This is a genomic window from Paenibacillus sp. FSL K6-2524 (assembly GCF_038005525.1).
GTDB classification, from domain to species: Bacteria; Bacillota; Bacilli; order Paenibacillales; family Paenibacillaceae; genus Fontibacillus; species Fontibacillus anaericanus.
In genome coordinates, this window is record NZ_JBBOSP010000001.1 from 3,268,001 (window position 1) to 3,286,756 (window position 18,756).

The 18,756-nt window shown below is 43.2% G+C and carries 15 protein-coding genes; 3 read left to right on the top strand and 12 right to left on the bottom strand.

Features of this window, described 5'->3' with window-relative positions:
* The first annotated feature begins 404 nt into the window (after nucleotides 1–404).
* On the top strand, nucleotides 405–1,727 hold the full coding sequence (locus tag NST85_RS14895) for an IS4 family transposase (protein WP_341188262.1): 1,323 nt from the start codon (nucleotides 405–407) through the stop codon (nucleotides 1,725–1,727).
* A gap of 286 nt (nucleotides 1,728–2,013) precedes the next feature.
* Here NST85_RS14895 and NST85_RS14900 read toward each other — a convergent pair whose 3' ends face one another.
* From NST85_RS14900 to NST85_RS14930, 7 genes are all read right to left on the bottom strand, one after another.
* Entirely contained in the window at nucleotides 2,014–2,928 is a 915-nt protein-coding gene (locus NST85_RS14900) for a poly(ethylene terephthalate) hydrolase family protein (protein WP_127192689.1), read from the bottom strand.
* A 290-nt stretch (nucleotides 2,929–3,218) separates the two neighbouring features.
* The gene (locus NST85_RS14905; protein WP_341189665.1) at nucleotides 3,219–3,965 is read right to left on the bottom strand and encodes a hypothetical protein; all 747 of its coding nucleotides are present in this window, start codon (nucleotides 3,963–3,965) and stop codon (nucleotides 3,219–3,221) included.
* Nucleotides 3,943–5,079, bottom strand: a complete 1,137-nt coding sequence (locus tag NST85_RS14910) for a TolB family protein (RefSeq protein WP_246054140.1) — start codon at nucleotides 5,077–5,079, stop codon at nucleotides 3,943–3,945. Before NST85_RS14910 ends, NST85_RS14905 begins: the two co-directional genes overlap by 23 nt.
* A gap of 207 nt (nucleotides 5,080–5,286) precedes the next feature.
* A complete protein-coding gene (locus NST85_RS14915) occupies nucleotides 5,287–6,822 on the bottom strand; it encodes a sensor histidine kinase (RefSeq protein ID WP_127192691.1) in 1,536 nt (511 codons plus the stop codon).
* A complete protein-coding gene (locus NST85_RS14920) occupies nucleotides 6,823–7,509 on the bottom strand; it encodes a response regulator transcription factor (protein WP_127192866.1) in 687 nt (228 codons plus the stop codon).
* A gap of 185 nt (nucleotides 7,510–7,694) precedes the next feature.
* A complete protein-coding gene (locus tag NST85_RS14925; protein ID WP_127192692.1) occupies nucleotides 7,695–8,501 on the bottom strand; it encodes a phosphotransferase in 807 nt (268 codons plus the stop codon).
* 232 nt (nucleotides 8,502–8,733) lie between these two features.
* Nucleotides 8,734–10,035: a hemolysin family protein gene (locus NST85_RS14930; protein ID WP_341189666.1), complete on the bottom strand. Its 1,302-nt coding sequence runs from the start codon at nucleotides 10,033–10,035 to the stop codon at nucleotides 8,734–8,736.
* A gap of 161 nt (nucleotides 10,036–10,196) precedes the next feature.
* Between NST85_RS14930 and NST85_RS14935 the strand changes: the two genes are divergently transcribed.
* The gene (locus NST85_RS14935) at nucleotides 10,197–11,381 is read left to right on the top strand and encodes an IS256 family transposase (protein WP_341189008.1); all 1,185 of its coding nucleotides are present in this window, start codon (nucleotides 10,197–10,199) and stop codon (nucleotides 11,379–11,381) included.
* 394 nt (nucleotides 11,382–11,775) lie between these two features.
* On the opposite strand, the gene NST85_RS14940 is transcribed toward NST85_RS14935, so the two are convergent.
* The 5 genes from NST85_RS14940 to NST85_RS14960 form a co-directional block, all read right to left on the bottom strand.
* On the bottom strand, nucleotides 11,776–12,162 hold the full coding sequence (locus NST85_RS14940; RefSeq protein WP_127192694.1) for a hypothetical protein: 387 nt from the start codon (nucleotides 12,160–12,162) through the stop codon (nucleotides 11,776–11,778).
* A gap of 79 nt (nucleotides 12,163–12,241) precedes the next feature.
* Nucleotides 12,242–14,491, bottom strand: a complete 2,250-nt coding sequence (locus tag NST85_RS14945) for an ATP-binding cassette domain-containing protein (protein ID WP_127192695.1) — start codon at nucleotides 14,489–14,491, stop codon at nucleotides 12,242–12,244.
* Nucleotides 14,492–14,888: 397 nt separating this feature from the next.
* Entirely contained in the window at nucleotides 14,889–15,461 is a 573-nt protein-coding gene (locus tag NST85_RS14950; protein WP_127192696.1) for a DUF305 domain-containing protein, read from the bottom strand.
* Nucleotides 15,462–15,614: 153 nt separating this feature from the next.
* Complete coding sequence (locus NST85_RS14955) at nucleotides 15,615–16,241, bottom strand: type 1 glutamine amidotransferase family protein (protein WP_127192697.1); 627 nt, start codon at nucleotides 16,239–16,241, stop codon at nucleotides 15,615–15,617.
* A gap of 117 nt (nucleotides 16,242–16,358) precedes the next feature.
* Entirely contained in the window at nucleotides 16,359–17,321 is a 963-nt protein-coding gene (locus tag NST85_RS14960; RefSeq protein ID WP_127192698.1) for a helix-turn-helix transcriptional regulator, read from the bottom strand.
* A 469-nt stretch (nucleotides 17,322–17,790) separates the two neighbouring features.
* Here NST85_RS14960 and NST85_RS14965 point away from each other — a divergent pair, with 469 nt between their 5' ends.
* Nucleotides 17,791–18,747, top strand: a complete 957-nt coding sequence (locus tag NST85_RS14965; protein WP_127192699.1) for an ABC transporter permease — start codon at nucleotides 17,791–17,793, stop codon at nucleotides 18,745–18,747.
* Nucleotides 18,748–18,756: the final 9 nt, after the last annotated feature.

Below are 18,756 nucleotides of genomic sequence, written 5' to 3' on the forward strand. Positions count from 1 at the left end.
ATCTATGTATTTACAGCAATATTAAACTCAACTACTAAATTATAACGATTAAAACAGTCCTTAAGTTACTGTGGGAAGTAGCACTTGGATAGCAATTTTGGGGTGTATTTGAATTTTAGTTGTTTTCTCAATCGCTGCAATGCGGGTTTAACGGCGTAGGATGAAACGAGGTTTCGGGTGTCCGTGAAAATCAAACGTATCCGCAGCATAATATTTAGGCTAAACAAAAGGGCTACCATTCGGTCAATGTCATTAAGTTAAAGCATAGGTCCAAAAATTAAGAAAAGAGCAGGTTATCGAAAAGATAGCCTGCTCTTTTTTTTGCGCGAAACTGAGAAATAGAACTTGACAAGTAGATTGAAATGTGTGGCGTAGCCCCTTGAAAAAACGAGGAGGTTACGCCAATGAATGAGTATGCGAATTCACTAAAAGAAACGCTGACATCCCTTCTACGAGAAATGTCAGCCGCACCAGCACCTTATGTCAAAAACCCTGAAAAAGACTTTACCCGAAAGAAAAAGCTACCCTTTGAAACGGTTATGCAACTCTTGATCTCCATGGGTGGGAACAGCATGTATAAGGAACTCTTAGAATCGCAAGGCTATGACGTAAACACCGCGACCACTTCTGCTTTTGTCCAGCAGAGAAATAAAATCCTGCCTTCAGCTCTGGAATTCTTGTTTCACAAATTTACGCAAACCTATACGGATATCAAGCACTACCGAGGGTATCGATTACTTGCTGTTGACGGTTCCGATTTGCATATCGCAACAGACTCTGCGGATACGGACACCTATTTTCAAAGTCAGCCGAACACGAAAGGCTATAACCTTCTGCATTTGAATGCAGCCTATGATTTGTGCAGCAGACTTTACGTGGATGCCATTGTTCAGCCACGAAGGTTGTGTAACGAGAGAAGAGCACTAGCAGATATGGTTGACCGTTCCTCCATTAAAGACAAAACCATTGTTACTGCCGATAGAGGTTATGAAAGTTACAACAATTTTGCGCATATTGAACGCAAAGGGTGGAACTATGTTATTCGGGTAAAGGATTTAGATTCTAATGGTATTCTTTCAGGCTTGCGTTTGCCCTCTGGTGGAACGTTTGATATGGACGTTTATCTGACACTCACCAAAAAACAAACCAAAGAGATCAAGGCTCATCCCGAAATTTACAAGTTCGTCCCTTCCACGTCTACTTTTGATTTTTTGGATTTGCATGAGAACTTGTTTTATCCCATTTTTTTTCGGGTTGTTCGTTTCGTCCTGCCGAGTGGCGCTTATGAAACCGTCATTACGAATCTTTCTAGCACTGATTTCCCACCCGATGAACTCAGGTCTATTTATAACATGCGATGGGGTATAGAAACCTCTTTCAGGGCATTAAAATACACAGTCGGTCTGACGAGTTTTCACGCAAAGAAGCGAGAGTCCATCACCCAAGAGATTTTCGCAAGAATGATCATGTACAATTTCACTGAAATGATTACCTCGCACGTAGTCATTTCTCAAATGAATAAACGGCATCAATACCAAGTCAACTTCACGGTCGCCGTTCACGTTTGTAGACATTTCCTGCACTCAAGAGACAATGGATCCCCGCCCGATGTTGAAGGACTGATTCGCAAAAACATTTTGCCGATTCGACCCATTCGCCCAGGGCAGAAGAATACGCGCAAAATTCGCTATAAATCAGCTGTTAGCTTCGTTTACAGAGTAGCATAATTCGTTTCACATGAACATTTTTTAAGCGGGTATTTCATCCGCTTTGTTTGCTGTACGCTTTTTTTCTTGCTTGCGCAAAAAAAAACGGCACAGTTCTTTTACCCATGCCGTTTCGGATTTCATTTTTATTCTCGGTTTCGTTTTGAGCTTATCTTAATGACATTGACCATTCGGTAGCCCTTTTGTTATTAAACTATCGTGTCCCGACTACTGAAAGGCCGCAGGACATGATTATGCTAACAGTAAAAACGGCAAACATGCTGTTTCTTTGTTATTGATGCACGAATTACTTTTCATCCATATTTGCTTGTATAACGTCCATCCAATTTGGATTATGCATCATTTCCGAAGAATCCCCATAAAATGCCTTCATGGCTTCCCGATCATCAAGCAGCTGATATCTCAACCAAGCCGTCAAGTAACCTCTATGATTGCCGCCATTTCCTTCAATCGCTGTATGAGCTGCACCTTTTGCCATCCCCATCATAACAGGCGTGCTTGCGTTAGTACTATGCAAAGCTAATTGATTCGTTGATACCGGTGAGATTAGAAAATCTCGTGTACCGCCCATAATGAGGAAAGGAACGGTAATACGTGCTGTATCGTACACGTCTTCTGGATCACAATGCTTCAAATTTGGAAGAGCGATGGATACAACCGTCTTAATCAACGATCCACTTACATAGTTGGTATGAGCATTAATAACCCCAGTAGACCCTTGAGAATGTCCAGCTACACCAATATGTTCCATTTGTATTTTTTGATAAAATAAGCTGTTTGCTAGTTGGTTTTCATTTCTCAAATAATCAATAGCCTCCACAATTTCTTTGCCTGTTCCTGTTGTCTTGCTATAGGAATCTATTACAATGAATCCCCAGCTAGTAAGATGAGTTAAGAGCTCATCATAACGATCTGGCGTGGCATCTGTTCCATTTCCCCAAGAAATAATAGGATAGGATTCGTCTCCTTGAAATGCTGGGTAGTATATTCTAAATAAAGCCTCTCCGCTTGTATTCTTAATTTCTTCTACCTTTACTTGATAGCTTCCTTGCTGTGCATACCGCTGCTCAATGCTCCCTTCTGCAAGTTCTGGTACATTAGAATGAATGATTATTTGCATGAAAATTGTTATTGGAACTGCAACGATAAGGACTAAAGCTGACAACCAAAAAATCCACTTTCGTTTTTTCAAAACCGACATACACGTGACCTCTACGATAGTCTATAGGTTTCTCTATCGTTTTCTCTTATAAAATATGAAACTAAAGGGATATACGTGAAAGATGTAGTTATGTTTCATTATACATGATGCTATATTGAAATCATGTTTGGGTTCCTGGTAGTGTACGTTCATACCCGCCGATATGCTTTTTTCTAGCAGATTCAGCGGTTCCGAAAAATTTTACTTATAACAAAAAAAGCCGCTATTTAAGCGACTTTCAATGTTTATATGTTCTTGTCGTCTATATACTGTTTCGATTGCTCTACTCCTTACTTCATTTCAGCTACGCTAACAGCGACCTGTTCAATTTGACTGCTGCTTAGGGAACCGTCAGGGGAGCTGATCGTCACCGTCCGGTCGTTCAGTTGGAAACCCAGCAACGGCGTTTCGGAAGGCGTATACCACTTCGCGCTAACACCGTTAGACAGCTTAACCTCCTTGGATATATACCCGGTGGAATAATCCCGTGGCGACACATTCACTGTCATATGCTTATAGATCAGATTGACTCCATCGCCCGTAGCTGCTGCTTTAACGTAATTGTCATTTTTGGCCATTTGCTGTGGAGCATAGGCCGTCTCAAAGGATTCAAACTTGGCGTATGCCTCTTTAATGGCCTTGATCTGTGCTTCACTGTAATTGATGGTCGTCCATTCATTTGCACTGCTTTCGCCATCATGTTCCGTCTCCAGCCGAATCTGCTGGCTAGCGGCATCGAACTCTACATCAATACCAGCCAGGTTAGAAATGACCCGCACCGGCAAATACGTCGTATTCTGATAGGTGATCGGCACCAGCTTTTTGCCGTTACTGTCTGTCAAAGACTGATCCGCACCATTTACGATGAAGGTAATGCCGTGATTCAGATAAGCATTGATCTTCTCCAGTTTGCTTCCAGCATACACGCCGGCGGCTCCCGATAAAGTCATTCCCAATACGATGGCGGTCAATAGTGTTTTTTTCACAACGAATCTCTCCTTTTTTTGAACCATATCATTTTTTGAAATCCACAACATGCGTAACGATTAGCTTTTCTTTATCGTCCACGGTAATGCCCAACCTCGTGCCCGAAGGGTTCCAGCTCAGCGGGTATACCGGATAGTACGATAACCCTAGCGGTGATACCTTGCCGGAGATTGTATCAAAGATATAGATCCCATTCATGCCACCCTGATCCTCGGTATAAACCGCGAAGGCCAGCTTGGAGGAGTCGGGGGACCATGACTGATGGGACAGTAAATCGCCCTTGCCGATCAACAAACCTTGTACATGACCACCCGTATCGTAGATGAGTAGGCGCGAGTCTTCCTGCCCGCCGCTTCTTGAGGTGGAGACGGCAATCCGCTGACTGTTAGGCGACAGACTCAAAGTGGAGACATCCTTTGCGAGCAGAGTTGGCCGGGATTGTGTTGGGGTGAAGCTCTTCATACGACCCTTGGCATCGGTGTAATAAATCTTCCCGTTGCCCGCAGCAAATTCGGTGAAGTTCTCTACATCAGGATCCTGAAGCTCAATCTTCTTCCGGGTACCATCCACAGATATGTTCCATATCTCGCCCCGGTCCTTCATCGAGCCGGCGGCAAGAACATAGAAGTCATTATTAATCCAGCTACCTACTTCCATATAATTGTCGAACACGACCTTATGCCGCTCCCCTGTAGCCATATTTTTGATCTCGTTCACGGCCTTATATTTGTCCTTCCAGGTCTGAATGAAGCTGTATTTCCCATCCGGCGATAGATAAGATTTGATGACTTCTCCCTGATCCGCTCCTGTCTGTTCCTCGGTGCTCAGCCGCTCACCAGTTTCCAAATTAACTAGAAACCTATGGTAGCTAAATTGCGCTTCCTCCGTCGCGGTGGCCTGTTTCTCTACCGTGGTGACTTGGATCTCCAGTTCGTAGTCCGAGAACCATTTCTCGATATTAGCGCCATTCATCTGGTGTATGCGTTGCACGGCAATTCCCTGCTCAGCAGGCGGTTTTCTCTCTTTGACTACTGTCAGTTCACGTTTTCCTCCTGTCGCCTCAGAACCGGATTGGTCAGTTGTATCCGGCGTGCTACGCACCTGTTTACTACCTTCCTGTTCTGCATCACAGCCGAATAAGATACCAGTAGATAGCAAGGCCATGGCAATTAGACCGGCGATGTATTTCCCTTTGTTCATCAGGACCTCCTGCTCACAAAAATTATTCTGACCCGGGCCGCGGTTGTTCAAAGCTTCCCATGGCCTTTATTATAGAGAGACAATATTGCATAAGCATATCCGGCTTGTAACGAACTTGTAAACAACTCAGAAAGTCGGCATTGTCTTAATCGCGGCGAAAAGCCCGGATGATCACTCATTCCGGGCTATATCATTTGGTTTATATGTTGTCCATTCCGTATTAAAGGCATGTAGTAGTAGCTCCACCCTGAGACGTGACCCGTCAGGTCCTGTCTCTACAAGCTGTACAGTTCCGCCTTGCTTCTTGATCAGATTGTGAACTAAGGCTAACCCAAGTCCAGTTCCGCCGCTAGCTCTTGACCGGTCTCTACTGACCGTATAGAACGGATCGAAAATTCGGGATATGGCTTCCTTCGGGATACCGATTCCTGTATCGGCAACCTCTATGATCATCCGGAGTGCTCCGTCTGCTGACTCCGCGATGTAGTTCAGTAGGTGAACTTGCCCGCCTGGACGGTTATATTTGATCGCATTGTCCAGCAAATTGAGCATGATGTGCATCACGTTCTCAGGATCGGCCCACACTTCACCTTCAACAAGCGAAGTATGAATCGTAACCCTGCAGCTGTCCGCTTTCCCTTGCAGCCGGGCAACAGCTTCCTCCAGTAAGGGATATAGCGAAACCGCCTCCGCCTGTGTCTCAAACTCGTAAACGTCCATCGCTGACAATTGTAGTGCCTTCTCCACAAGACTGTACAGTCTCTGTGCCTCCGCATGGATGCGTCTTCCGGCATCGTCCAGCAAGGTAGGATCATCGCTGTACATCGTCAACAGGTCGGCGTAAGCAATAATCGAGGTTAACGGTGTCTTCAACTCATGGCTGATATTGCCGATGAACTGCTTTTGCTGCTGCTCCAATTCTCGTAGCCGCTCCACCGTTTCAAGGAGCTTTTGCTTTTCTCCATACAGAGCACCGACAGACGTGGAAATGCTGATGCTCATCTCATAGATTCCTTGTGCAAGCTCGCCTAGCTCATCCTTTCTGACTACCGAAGGAGCTGATAGATAATCGCCTTGACCAATTTGTAATGCCGCTCTGTTCAACCGGTCAATGACATTGACCTGCCGGAGGACATACAAGTAACCGATAAGGAAACCGACACCCAGCACGGTGGCACCGGCAAGAAGAAACAACTGGCGAATTCGGGCGTAAAAAGTATTTTGCTCGGCGAGCGAAGCATGAAACTGGACCGTGCCCAGCCGCTGCTCGGCATTGTACAGGGGAGCAAGGAACAACAGCTGATCCCCTTCGGTAATGTATGCCGACTGGCCCTGAGCCGTAAATTGCAGAGCATCCTGCACATCGGCACGAGGTTGAAACGGTAGCGAGGTGCCGGCAAATGAGCCATCCACCGTATACAGAGTTACTGCCATAGCGCTCAGTGCGCCCAAATCCACGGCCAGCCGTTGACCCGTCTGCATCATAAATTGATCCGACGGAATTCTACTTCCGGTCAAGTATTCCTCCCGCACGCGCAGATTGGCCGCTTCTGCCTGTCGGGTAAAAGATTGCTCCAGCATCGTCCGCTGGTTCTCCCGGATGCCACTCAGTACAAGCACGCTCAGGCAGGTTACGATAAACACGAGCAGCAGGGCGAGTAACAACGACATTTTCCCCTTCAGGCCCAGCCGAAATTTGCCGCCCATCTATGGTGACCCCGTACTTTTATAACCAATGCCGTAAACAGTTTGAATGAGTCCGTGGTGATTACCCAACTTTTTGCGCAGCCGCTGCACATGAATGTCCACCGTTCGGGTGCCACCCGTAAAACCCATATCCCACACTTTCTCCAGCAGAGCTTCCCGTGAATAGACCCGCCCCGGATTGCGCATCAGCAATACCATTAGATCAAATTCCTTCGGCGTTAAATCCAGCCGTTCGCCTTGAATATAAACCTCGCGGCTGAATAGCTCTGCGGACAATTCTCCCAGTCTCAGCACATCTTGCTGCTCCTGTTTCATTTGTTGGACATAATCTCCCCGGCGTGATAGTGCCTTGACTCTGGCCAGCAGCTCCCGCATATCAAAGGGCTTGGTCATGTAATCGTCAGCGCCTAGCTCTAATCCTAACACTTTATCGACAATATCGTCTTTGACAGTCAGTAACAGAATCGCTGGTCGCGGCCGACCATCCAGCTTGCGGCATACGTCATAACCGCTTAGACGCGGCATCATGACATCGAGCACCATCACTGTGGGCTGAAACGTCTCCACCTTGTCCAGCGCTTCCTTGCCGTCCGCAGCCATCTCGACCTCATACCCTTCCCTACGTAGCGCATAAGCTACAGCCGCCCGGATGCTGCTCTCATCATCTACCACAAGTATTTTGATCATGAACATCTCCTTGCATGCTTTGTACCATGTATTATACCAAACAAGAAGAAACGGTTGCACGACCCTTAATCTCCACGAACCAGACTTGAACCTGCCCGTTCATTAGTATAAAAAAGGCTACCACTCGGTAGCCCTCTTGTTATTAAACTATCGTGTCCAGTTAGTTAATAATTGCTCACTGTATATTAATCTTGATATATAGTCCAATCGTCAAAATTCAAAGTCAAAAACTTAATTTCCTGCTCATAATGAGATAAATGACCTTCTTCAATCATTTTCACAAAAGCTTCCTCTCCATTAGCTGCGCCTTGAGAAAGCGTTGCACACAAAGCTTGAAGGCGCTCAATAACCCACTGCTTTAGATTATCCGGGGCTTCCATACCATAATTTTCGAAAAACAGAGCAATCCGACGCCGCCGATTTCCAGCATGTAGATCGGGACTATAGGACACAGTCGCCGCATCGGGTGGAGCTGGCTCGAAACTGGCAAGCGGAACGGTTGTGTAAAGTGTATACGCGATATCCCAAATACGAGGGCCGGGACTTGCCATGTCAAAATCGATGAGCGCCATTGGATACTGGTCTTTAAAGACAATATTATACGGCGCCGCGTCGTTATGACAAACGACTTCATTTATTGCTGGATCTGGATAAGCGTTTTTTGGTATTGCTTCGGAAGCAAACCCTCGTGTTGCATCGTGGAATTTCCTCTGTAATTTCGCTATTTCTATAAGCGAAGCATCCGACCATATGTAAGGTGATATATCCGGATAATCATTTCCAGGAACCTCACCTGGGATAAAAGTAAACATTTCGCGCCCCTGTTCATCCTTGCCGAGAAAACGCGGGGCGTTGCAGAACCCGCTTTTTTCCAAATGAAGCAAAAGATCATTTACATACGAATTGTTGGTAGCACTTCGGCGAATGGTATCGCCTACTCGCACAACCTTGTTAACATTCCCGCCTGGTAGCACTTCTTCTATTTCACTCATAATACGTCCCTCCATTTCATAAAGGTATTTCTCACGATCCACCACCACGATCGTTCCCTTTAAATATCATCCGTTCAATTAAACAAGCACTGCCCATTAGAAAATAAATGTACCATAAATTCACTATTGTTTGTTGAAGTTAACTGCCAGTTAGTTAAACAAAAAAAGGTTGCCGAAGCAACCGCTATTCCACTATCGAGCTGCATAAAATGGCAGCCTCCTTTTATTTGTGTCAGTTTATATTTTTCGTTACACGTATTTTGCGGATTCGCTGTTTACCTACTTCCTCCACTCTAAACTGATAACCGTTGTACTCGAATTCTGATCGTTCCTGTTTTGTTGGAATACGGCCAAGTGTCCCGATGACAAAACCACTTAAAGTGTCGTAGTCATCTTCAGGAAAGTCAATTAATAAAATATTCTTCAATTCATCTAAGTGGAAAGTACCTGAGAACACATAGGTCCGTTCATCCACCTGCACATATTCAGCTTCATCTTCATCATGTTCATCAAAAATAAGTCCAACGATCTCTTCAATCAAATCTTCCATGGTAACGATACCAGCAGTCCCCCCGTATTCATCTAGGACTACCGCCATATGTACCCTGTTTTGTTGAAGTTCCTCCAGAAGCTCATCTGCTTTTTTTGTTTCAATTACAAAATAAGGAGTCCGTATGACCGATTTGATATCCCATTCTTCTTGTTTGTTAGACACGATATATCTAATCAGATCCTTGGCGTGCAGAATCCCAATGATGTCATCGATCCCTTTTTCATATACAGGAAATCTAGTGTACTGCTCAGAAGCGACAAGATTGATGGCTTCAGCTCGCTGAATACCAGAATGAATCGCAATCATATCTACACGGTGTGTCATCAAGTCAGAAGCTGTTTTATTATCAAAATCAAAAAGATTATGGATGATCATCCGTTCACTTTTCTGTATTGTACCTCTCTCCAAGCCAGCATCAACCATCATACGGATCTCCTCTTCCGAGGCTTCTTCCTCTTCAGCATTTGGATCAACACCGAATAGTCGAACCGTTAGATTAGTAGATGCAGTCAAAAACTTCACAAAAGGAGAAACAGCAATAGATAATACATTTAGCGGAATGGCTACGATCATCGCAATTGGTTCTGCCTTCTGCATAGCCAGACGTTTGGGCACCAACTCGCCAAATACCAACGTAAAGTAAGACAATATTAGTGTAATCACGATTACGGACAAGGTGTCCAACAGATCAGGAGAAATCGTTACACCCAGTGAGAGTAAATAATCCACCAACACGTTGGAAAAACTGTCTGCTGCAAAGGCACTGGCTAAAAACCCTGCTAAAGTGATCCCAATTTGAATAGTGGCCAAAAATCCACTTGGTTCGGACACTAATTTATCAATGATAATTGCTTTCCGATTACCCTGCTTCGCCATAATTCTTATCTTATTTTCATTAATTGAAATTAAAGCAATTTCGGATGCAGCAAAAAAAGCATTTACCAAGATGAGAACAATCAAAATGATGATATTAAACGCCAATATAAGTCTCCTCCTAAGATGACAACAAGATGACAACAAGATGACAACAAATTCCACATAGAGAGCGTAAAATATTTTGTGTAAATAGATAAATAGAAAAAGGAAGACCTTTTCTTGTAGAATTGAGTTACCACACAACAATTCAAAGAGAGGTCTTCCCTATGAATCATTTTACAACAGATTTAGTCCAAGCTCTAGTCACAAAACAAGATGTAACGGAAGTATTTCGCAGTCACTTAGAGTGTGCTATGAATCACCTGTTAGAGACGGAGCTTACTGCATTCCTAGACTATGAAAAATATGACCGTATAGGTATGAATTCAGGGAATTCTCGAAACGGTGGCTACTGCCGAACGCTTCATACCGAGTATGGGGACCTGCAACTCAACATTCCTCGAGATCGTAACGGAGAGTTTAAGCAACAGACTGTAGCACCGTACAAACGCTCGAATGATACGCTAGAATCCTTTGTCATCCACATGTTTCAAAAGGGTGTCACGATGACGGAGATTGCCGACCTAATCGAGAGAATGTACGGTCACCACTACACACCACAAACCATATCGAACATGACAAAAGTGATGGTAGAGCATGTCGATGCGTTTATGAAACGACCTCTTGAGGAGCGCTATGTGTGCGTCTATATTGATGCGACCTATATCGCCGTTAAACGTGAAACGGTATCTAAGGAAGCGGTCTACATTGCCGTGGGAATTCGTGAGGATGGCTCCAAGGAAGTTCTTACGTACGCCGTTGCACCGACCGAATCAGCTTACATTTGGAAAGAACTCCTTCAGGACGTGAAACAGCGTGGCACGGAACAAATCCTTCTGTTTATCTCCGATGGACTCACAGGTATTGTGAATGCGATTCAGGAGATCTACCCGCAGGCGAAGTACCAAACATGCTGTGTTCATTTAGCACGTAATATTGCCCATAAAGTTCGTGTCTCAGATCGAGCAGAGATCTGTGAAGACTTCAAATCCGTCTATCGATCTGACGATGAAGCAGCTGGTAAAGCGGCGCTGGCAACCTTCTGTGATAAATGGAAAACAGCATATCCTAAGGTCACTAAATCCCTGCGAGAAAATCCCTATATCTTCACGTTTTACAGCTTTCCTAAGCCGATCTGGAGAAGCATTTATTCAACGAATTTAATAGAATCCTTTAACAAACAGATTAAGAAATACACTAATCGTAAAGAACAATTTCCCCATGAAGAGGCACTAGAAAAATTCTTGGTTTCACAGTTTGAAAGCTATAACCAACGCTTTGCTACCCGTTGTCATATTGGCTTCGATCAAGCTCGATCAGAACTGCTAGCAATGTTCTCTAACAAAAACTAAACGAACTTCTACAAGAGAGGTATATTTTCATTTACACAAAATTCTTGACGCTCCCTCCACATAATTGTACATATTATGCACATTATTAATCTTCTCTAAATAATAATATAACTAATCATTATAACTAATTTCAAATTAAAAGGTCATTTTTATAAAAGATGTCGATGAACATCTAAGCCCATTTGAAGAAAGCATTTGCGATATGAAATGAAGGATACTAATTCTGATTATGTAGCCACTATACCTGGTCTAAGTACACCAAATAAGAGAGCTGCCCCTAGCACGGATTCCATTAGGTATAGGTTCTATAGGTTCTTGTTCTCTTACAGTTACAAAAACCCACTGATTCATTTCTGATCAGTGGGTTTAAACTTGATTTCCTCGGTTATTTTCTTTAACTTCGATCAAATTTAGCAGATACTATCGTTTTGTCCCAATCCACATATATGGTATATGAGCCAGGCTCTAAATTCGAAAACGTTTTTGTATCGGTGTACTCTTTTCCAGGCTCCAATTCGATGTAGTCTTTAATTGGAACTCCGCCTTCTTCCGCGAGTTGGTCATTCATTAGCAGCTTATAACTCGCTCCTCCAATAACAGTAACTTTTTTATCGCTTTGATTTTTAAAAGTATAAGTTATTGTTGTATCTGAGTCTATATTTACTACCTTAATGGAACCAACTAAATCAGGTAAAGACTCAGTTGTTGTCTTTGCACATCCAGTAAAAATCGTAGCCATCACTAAAACTAACATTAAGAGGAAGGCACGTATTTTCGTCATTAAATATCACCTCGTCATACTATGACGACAACTTCTATGAAATAGTTTCGAATGAATCATCATTAGCGACGGATATCATTCATCTACTTAAATACTTGCCTGTAAGTGAATGTTCTGCGCTTAGAAGTTGTTTGGGTGTGCCTTCGAAGATGACTTTACCACCATTTTTACCGCCTTCGGGCCCCATATCTATGATCCAATCGGCGTTTCTGATGACATCCAGGTTATGCTCGATCACGATAACTGTATTTCCGGCATCTACCAGACGATTCATGATATCCAGCAAATGAGTGATATCCGACATATGAAGTCCGGTCGTCGGTTCGTCCATGACGTAAATACTTCCCTGTTTATGCAGTTCGCTAGCCAGCTTGATGCGTTGGCACTCACCGCCTGATAGTGTGCTGAGCGGCTGACCGAGTGTCAAATAATTCAGTCCCACGTCACTCATGGCCTGAAGCTTGCGCACAACTTCTTTAATATCAAAGAAAGCGAGTGCTTGTTCAATGGTCATCTCCAGCACATCGGCTATTGATTTCCCGTTCAACTTGTAAGCGAGTACCTCTTCTTTGAAGCGTTTGCCGCCGCATACTTCGCAGGTTGTTTTTACACTATCCAAAAAAGCAACATCGGTATAAACAGCACCTAGGCCCTGACAATTTTCACAAGCACCCTTGGAATTAAAGCTGAACAAGCCGGCGTTCACTTTGTTGGCGGATGCAAAGGCCTTGCGCACATCGTCCATGATGCCCGTATAGGTAGCCGGATTCGAACGAGTCGAGACACCGACAGCAGACTGGTCGATCACAATCGCATCGGGATGCTTTTGCAAGAACACATCGTTGATTAATGTGCTTTTTCCGGAACCAGCTACGCCTGTCACTATAGTTAATACTCCCGTTGGAATATCGACGCTAACATTGTTCAAGTTATGCAGACTAGCGTTCACGACGGATAGTTTACCCGTGGCCGCTCGAAAATGCTCCTTAATCGGCATCGCTTGCTTCATATGATTGCCCGTCAGAGTATCTGACTCTAGCAGGCCAGAAAAGCTACCTTCATACATAATAGTGCCGCCACGGCTCCCGGCATAAGGACCGACATCGACGATATGATCGGCTACTTGTATCACATCGGGGTCATGTTCCACGACAATAACCGTATTGCCTTTATCGCGTAGTTTTTGTAGTAATTCATTAAGGCGATGTACATCACGAGGATGCAAACCAACGCTCGGTTCATCAAAAATGTAGACTACATCCACAAGGCTGCCACTTAGATGTTTGACCATTTTGACACGCTGGGATTCTCCACCGGATAAAGTGTCAGTTTCACGGTCAAGACTTAGATAATCCAAACCAATATCAACCAAGTGCTGCAGTCTGTCCGTCAATGCTTTAACTATAGGCGCTGCTACTGGATCTTGAATATCCTTTATTACCCCGATCAACTGGCCAACCTCCATGGAAGAGAGCTCAGCAATATTGTTACCGTTGATTTTACAGCTCAGAGTCGCTTGGCTGAGGCGAGCACCGTGGCAAAGGTGGCAGGGTCCTTCGATGATAAACGGCTCCACCTTTTTCTGGGTGCGCTCCGACATCGTTTTGACATCACGCTTGATGAACTTGTTGGTAAACTTTTCGATGAAGCCTTCCACTGTAATATTGATGGTCTTCCCGCCGAACTGCGTCCCCACTTTTTTTGCTTTGCCATACAGCAGTTCTTCTAGCTCCTCTTCGGAAAAATCGCTCAGTTTCTTGTCGGTATCATAGGAACCGGCCTGCACAGTCATGGTCCAATCCATGCTGTTCACCGCAGCGTCCGGCAGCATGATTGCCCCTTCATTCAGCGACTTTGACATATCTATCGCTTTACTCATGTCTACGCCTAGACTGCGACCGATCCCGTTGCAATCGGGACACATACCTTGCGGATCGTTAAAGGAGAACATGTTCGCTTGTCCAATGTGTGGCTTACCCACGCGGGAGAAGAGAAGACGGAGAATGGGTGAGATATCTGTAATCGTACCCATGGTCGAATGAGCACCGCCGCCTAAGCGCTTCTGATCGACGATCACGGCCATACTCAGGTTTTCGATCGCGTCAGCATCCGGCTGCGGTACACGCGGTAGAAAGGTGCGGACGAACATGGTAAAGTTTTCGTTCAGTAGACGCTGGGATTCGGCAGCGATGGTATCGAAAACGATCGATGATTTGCCAGAACCGGATACGCCAGTAAAAATAGTGATTTTGCGCTTCGGAATGCGTAAAGATACATTCTTAAGGTTATTCTCCCGTGCGCCACGGATTTCAATATATTCTTGGGTCATTAGATATCTTCCTTTACTCATACGGTTATTGTTCCAACACCTTTTCAAACTGGGCCCTCTCCTAAATATTATTACCTAGGGGCAACCGTTAATTTCACAATGTTCTTAAAGTATGCGACTTTGCGGACATAACACCCTCGCGTGTGATTTCTTAATTCGATATCATTTTAATTTAGTGTGACTTTCATCATAGGACGCCATTTGGTGTCGAGTCAACATCTTTATTAAAGTTCACATGTGTACTAGTCTCCCCAATAATGGGCACAATCGGAGTAATAACCTCTTACAATTCAAATAGAGCAATAGCTTAGAGCCGGATATTCCGGAAGCAATTGCTCATATATAAGATTAGCTTAGATCTGAATAATCCGTCATTGCTTTTAGGGATACGGTTATATTAGCAATTATCGAGATGTTTAAGCAGGTGTTTCAATTGTTGTATACCCTCGCATTGGGTAGTTATGATTGAATAAAGAATAGGTTTGAGTTCTGGGCAGATATTAAACTGCAGTGCGTTATTTGACATTCTTACAGCACCCTCATGGTGAGGAATCATTTCGCGTACAAAATTGGCATTTACACCATTGGTTACATGAACTGATCCCATTTCATAAAACATCGTTTGCGCTATCTTCTCGAATCTTCTCATATAATTAGATTGTTCGAAATCTTTATTCGTCAGCATTCTACATTTAGACTGGATAGATTGCATATTAGAGATACTTTTGGTTTGGGCTGAAATAATATTTGTAGTGATACTCTGTACTTCAAGATTTGTTGTGTACTTTAGTATATTCTTAGACATCTCAATCGCTGCTAGATGATGGGGAATCATCTGCTGAATAAAGTTTTCTGAGATACTATGCGTAAGCTGTACACTGGTCATCCTTCTAATCATGGTGTTGAGGATATAATAGTAAGTATTCAGGTAAGCTTGTGTCACATTGCTTAGTTTGTAGCTTCTAACCATTAGGTTTTTAACTCCTTTTTGGATAGTGTATGAGAAGTGCTATGGGTATGCTCCTAGGATTTGTTGAGCTATCGGTTTCGACTTGCACCGTTAGTAACATAAAAAAGACTGTCAAAGTGACAGCCTTGATCTTCATTTCTAGCACCTGATTGCTTAATGAATTGAATCCATTAACTCGAAGAAATATTTCGATTCATGAGTTTTATTAAGACTATACCAGGCATCTAATGTTTTTGGTGATAACACACCTAGAGCTTTCAAGACGTGTACTGAAAATTCTAACGGAGCTACACCAGACGCCGTGATCATTTTTCCATCGGTGACAGCAGACTCCATTTTGTAATACTTTTCGCCCGTGTACGTGGGACAGACCATTTTAAGGTATTCCAGATCATTGCTAGTATGCAGGCGTGAATTGAGCAATCCTATCTGGGCCAGTCCCATTGTAGCGCCACAAATAGCTGCAACCAAAATATCTTCTTTTAAGCACCGCTCGGCGAATTTTAAGATGGGTTGGTGAATGGTTTCTGTCCACGTCTCTCCACCCGGTAAAATCAATGCATCATTGGTTTCAATGTTGCACTCATCTAGTATGATGTCAGGCAATATTTTCAACCCGCCCATTGTAGTTACAGGGCTCTTTTCAATACCCACAGTAACAATTTTTGATGGGGATAGCCCCTTTTTAAAATATCTTCCCGAGTTTAGTTCGGCAGTTAAATAGCCTATTTCCCAATCTGCCATCGTGTCAAACACATATAGATATACCTTGTTATTCATCTGCAAGTTCTCCTTATTTTTCAATTCATCAAGTGATTCCATCCATTCATCCATAGGTAATCAATGATCATCATCATTATAAAAAAACTTCACTGACATCTGCTGTCAGTGAAGTTTCTAAAGTTGATAATATTCCATTAACTCCGACGCAACGGCAACAAGTTGTTTTTTTAGACTCTGTGGTTCGATTACTTGAAGCGATTTTCCATAGGATAGGAGAAAATAAGGGACATAGTTGTGAATGGTTTCTTCCTCAAGTAAAAAGATGGCTTGATTTGCTGTCCGCTCTTTCAGATGATGCCCCAAAAACCAATGCAGGCATAAGTCATCCAATGCCTCTGCCCTGCCTCCGATAACTAAAGAAATTAATCCTTCCTTGCCCTCTAAATCAGGTAACAGATTTCGCATAAAAAATTCACGGGCCGAAAAAGCTTCGGAACGCTTAAAGCTAATCTGGGTAAGCGTGATTTGTAGTATCCGATCTACCCGAAAGCTGCGAATCTCATTTCTTAGGTGGCAAAATGCAACAATATACCATTTATTGTTCCAGTAAACCATGCCATAGGGGTCTATCAACCTAGTCTTGGGTTGTTCTTCACGGCTCGTGCGATAATCAATTTCTACTGAGAATTCGTTTGCTACTGCCTGCTCCAATTCCGCTAATACTGGCTGATCAGAGGGGTCTCCCATGCGATTTATAACATCAAATCCTGCTAAATGACGGTTAAGTATACTTTCTTGCTCCTGATTCGAATACATTTTCAATTTTGATGTCGCATTGTCTAATGCTTCACTCAAAGGGTATCCGGCTTCTTTTGCAAACACAGCAGCATGAAGAAGTGCCTTTTTCTCTTCAATATCAAATAGCAAAGGCGCTCTGATAAAATTATTCAGCAAGCTATAGCCGCCATTATGACCTGCATCGGATATTATAGGCACACCACTGGCACATAGAGCATCAATATATCGATAAACTGTCCTTATATTTATTTCTAACTGTTCGGATATTTGTTTTGCTGTCAATTTCACGCCCGAATTCAGCATCCATAAAATTGCTAACATATTATCGTTTTTTGGCATGACATGAACCCTCATCTTCTATAAAACTTTTATATATTTGGCTCAAAACCAAAATCAGCGGTTGATGTCTCGTAGAGGGAAGCAGCATTACGTTTTGGAGGATGTTACCATCACTGTTAAAGGAGGATTTCCTAAATTGAATATCATATGGTAGAAATCCTCCTTTAAAGGTGAACGCTTCGCTTGTTCACATTCCTCCAAAACTCCACTGTTGTATTCGTAATGTCAACCACAGATTTTTTGACTGAGCCTAATATTTTATAAAAAATATTATTAGTCACTATCATAGCATAGCTACTAACGTATACGAACCTTGTCGCCATCCTCCAGCGGGATCAGAATTCTTAAAAATCTAACGTTTGTTGACTATAGTATCAAGTTTGTTATCTAGAAGCATCTTATGCTCCTCTTATACAATGAATGTAACAAGTACATTACAAGCGATAAAACACCATAAGGAGTGACAGATATGAGCTCTAAAGCCGAACAAAAAGAAAAACGTAAGCGCTTACCTTTCCGTTGGCACAAGCAGGATACGGAATTAACCCTCTTGGCATTACCGACGACGATTTGGTACATCCTGTTTTGTTTCTTGCCAATGTTCGGGATTATTATTGCCTTTAAAAACTTCAGAATTAGCGGCGGATTCTTAAGCAATGTGTTTAACAGTCCATGGGTAGGATTCAAAAACTTTGAGTTCCTATTCAAGTCGAATGACGCTTGGATCATTATTCGAAACACCATTGGCTACAATATTATTTTTATCATACTAGGCATTGTGCTTCCCGTTCTGTTCGCTATTATGATCGGACTACTCCACAGCCGCAAAGCAAGTAAAGTTTATCAGACGATGATGTTCCTCCCCTACTTCTTATCTTGGGTTGTCGTATCTGCAGTCGGTTGGGCGTTCCTAAGTTTTGATAAAGGGATTATCAATTCAATGCTCGTCAGTATGGGCGGTGATCCTATTAACTGGTATATGGAACCATCGTACTGGCCATTCTTTCTGATTTTCTTAAATGTCTGGAAAGGAATAGGCTATGGAATGGTCATTTATCTAGCAACCATCACAAGCCTTGACAGCACATATTATGAAGCAGCTATTATTGATGGCGCTTCCATTTGGCAGCAGACGAGATATATTACATTGCCCATGCTCAAGCTAGTTATCGTCATGATGTTCATTTTGTCAGTTGGACGTATATTCTACACCGATTTTGGTCTGTTCTATCAGGTTACACGAGATTCCAACTCTCTGTTCAACGTGGCTACCACCATCGATGTCATGGTCTATAAACAATTAAAAACCGCTACCGTAGGGATGGCATCTGCAGCTGCCTTTGTTCAGTCCGTATTAGGTTGTGCAACTATTCTGACCGCTAACTGGATCGTACGCAAAATTGATTCAGATAGCGCGATGATGTAAGGAGGTATG